The organism is Actinomadura sp. BRA 177, from assembly GCF_013372625.1.
Taxonomy (GTDB): Bacteria; Actinomycetota; Actinomycetes; order Streptosporangiales; family Streptosporangiaceae; genus Spirillospora.
The window spans coordinates 1-2,313 of record NZ_JABXFD010000079.1 but is presented as its reverse complement, the minus strand read 5'-3'; the positions used below and the strand labels follow the sequence as shown (position 1 = coordinate 2,313).

The 2,313-nt window shown below is 74.2% G+C and carries 2 protein-coding genes and 1 pseudogene; all 3 read left to right on the top strand.

All coding sequences use genetic code 11. The features are described 5' to 3' along the window. The first annotated feature begins 72 nt into the window (after positions 1-72). Entirely contained in the window at positions 73-738 is a 666-nt protein-coding gene (locus HUX53_RS01655) for a PP2C family serine/threonine-protein phosphatase (protein WP_176401395.1), read from the top strand. Next, positions 735-2,069, top strand: coding sequence for a VWA domain-containing protein (locus HUX53_RS01650; RefSeq protein WP_176401394.1), 1,335 nt, complete (start codon positions 735-737; stop codon positions 2,067-2,069). Before HUX53_RS01655 ends, HUX53_RS01650 begins: the two co-directional genes overlap by 4 nt. 2 nt (positions 2,070-2,071) lie before the next feature. After that, positions 2,072-2,313 (top strand): annotated as a pseudogene (locus tag HUX53_RS01645) (phosphopeptide-binding protein); the annotation flags it as partial.

Below are 2,313 nucleotides of genomic sequence, written 5' to 3'. Positions count from 1 at the left end.
CTCATCGTCGCCAGCCTCTGTGATAGTGATGTTGTTGCTTGTGTTCTTTTCGAGCAGAAGACGCCATACGAGATGGGGGCCCGTCTCGTGGGCTCGGAGATGTGTATAAGGGACCGGTCCTGCACGTACGTGTCGGCGGTGACGCGCGGCGCGCCCGTCACCGTCGGCTGGGTCGGCGACAGCCGCGCCTACTGGCTGTCGGCGGACGGCGACGCGGAGCCCGGCCCGGCGCCCGACGAGACCGGCCCGGACGCCGCCGAGATCAGCACCGGCGACATGGCCGAGCTGGGCCCGTCCCGGCGGCTCACCGAGGACGACTCGTGGGCGGCGTTCATGGTCGCCGAGGGCTCGCTGACCGAGGCGGAGGCCGAGGCGCACCCGAACGCGCACGTCATCACCGCGTGGCTGGGCGTGGACGCCGGCGAGGTCCGCCCGCACGTCGCGACGTTCCGGCCGGCCGGCCCCGGCACGCTGCTGGTGTGCAGCGACGGCCTGTGGAACTACTTCCCGGCGGCCGGCGACCTGGCCGCGCTGCCAGCGAGCGGGCCCGGCGGCCCGGCCGACCCGCTCGACACGGCTCGGACGCTCGTCCGGCACGCCCTGGAGGCGGGCGGCCGGGACAACATCACCGTCGCCGTGATCCCGCTCCCGTCCCCCGCCCCCTCCGCCCTCGACCACACCGCCCCCGACCGCCAAGCCGAGAGCCGCGAGACCCCGCAGAGCACGGAGCCCCGATGAGCGAGCCGCAGTTCAGCATCAAGATCGACCAGAACCGGTACCTGCCCGAGGGCGGCCGCGAGGTGCACGCCATCGTGTCCGTCGAGGCGACCGCGGCGGACGGCGCGCCCGTGCCTTCCACCACCCGGGCGGCCGAGGTGATCATCATCGACACCTCGGGCTCGATGTCCTACCCCGGGACGAAGCTGCGCGCGGCGATCGCGGCGGCGCAGGTCGCGGTCGACACGCTGCGGGACGGCGTGGAGTTCGCGGTCGTCTCCGGGTCCAACACCGCCTCGATGATCTTCCCGAGGCACCAGGGGCTCGTCGCGGCGACGCCGGAGACGCGCGCCGAGGCCAAGCACGCGCTGAGCCGGCTGACGGCGTCCGGCGGCACCGCGATCGGGTCGTGGCTGCGGCTCGCCGACCAGCTCTTCGACGACGTCCAGGGCGGGATCCGGCACGCGATCCTGCTGACCGACGGCAAGAACCAGCACGAGACGGCCGAGGAGCTGGACGCCGTCCTGTTCCGCTGCGGCGGCCGGTTCGTCTGCGACTGCCGCGGCGTCGGCACCGACTGGGAGGTCGCCGAGCTGCGCAAGGTCGCCTCCGCGCTGCTCGGCAGCGTCGACATCGTCGCCGACCCGGCCGGGCTCGTCGCCGACTTCCGGGCGATGACGGAGGCGGCGATGGGCAAGTCCGTCGCCGACGTCGCGCTGCGGGTGTGGACGCCGCAGACGGCGACGCTGCGGTTCGTCAAGCAGGTGATGCCGTCGGTGGAGGACCTGACCGGCAAGCGCACCGAGTCGGCGCCGCAGGCGGGCGACTACCCGCTCGGCGCGTGGGGCGCCGAGGCCCGCGACTACCACGTCTGCGTGGAGGTGCAGCCCGGCCAGGTGGGCGGCAAGGAGCTGCGCGCCGCGTGGGTGAAGCTGGTCGTGCCGGGCGCGCCCGGCGAGGAGGCGAAGGTCCTCGCGAGCGGCAACGTGCTCGCCCAGTGGACGGACGACGAGGCGCAGTCCACCAAGATCAACGACCGGGTGGCGCACTACACCGGGCAGGCCGAGCTGGCGGCCGTCATCCAGGAGGGGCTGCAGGCCCGCCGGGACGGCGACCTCGACACCGCGACGGCGCGGCTCGGCCGCGCCGTGGTGCTCGCCGACGAGGCGGGCAACGACGCGATCACCGCGATGCTGCGCAAGGTCGTGGACGTCGTCGACCCGGTGACCGGCACCGTCCGGCTGAAGCGCGACATCGACAAGGCCGCCGAGATGGAGATCGAGACGCGGTCGACCAAGACGGTCCGGACCCGCAAGGACGAGACCGTGACCACGCGGCGGGGCGAGGGCTGAGCATGGCGACCTGCGCGAGTGGACACACCTCGCAGTCCGCGGACTACTGCGACATCTGCGGCGAGGCGATCGGCGGCGCCCCGCCGCCGGCGGCGGGCGCGGCAGCCCCGGCGGGCGGCACGGAGAGGACCTGCCCCGACTGCGGGACGCCCGCCGTCGACCGGTTCTGCGAGGGGTGCGGCTACGACTTCGCGACCGGCGGCGGCCTGCCCACCCCGGCGACGGCTCCCGCGCAGCCCGGACA

What these genes read in the sequence shown, in the direction of transcription:
- HUX53_RS01655 (WP_176401395.1), top strand. Translation starts at nt 73, where the DNA reads ATGGGGGCCCGTCTCGTGGGCTCGGAGATGTGTATAAGGGACCGGTCC.
- HUX53_RS01650 (WP_176401394.1), top strand. Translation starts at nt 735, where the DNA reads ATGAGCGAGCCGCAGTTCAGCATCAAGATCGACCAGAACCGGTACCTG.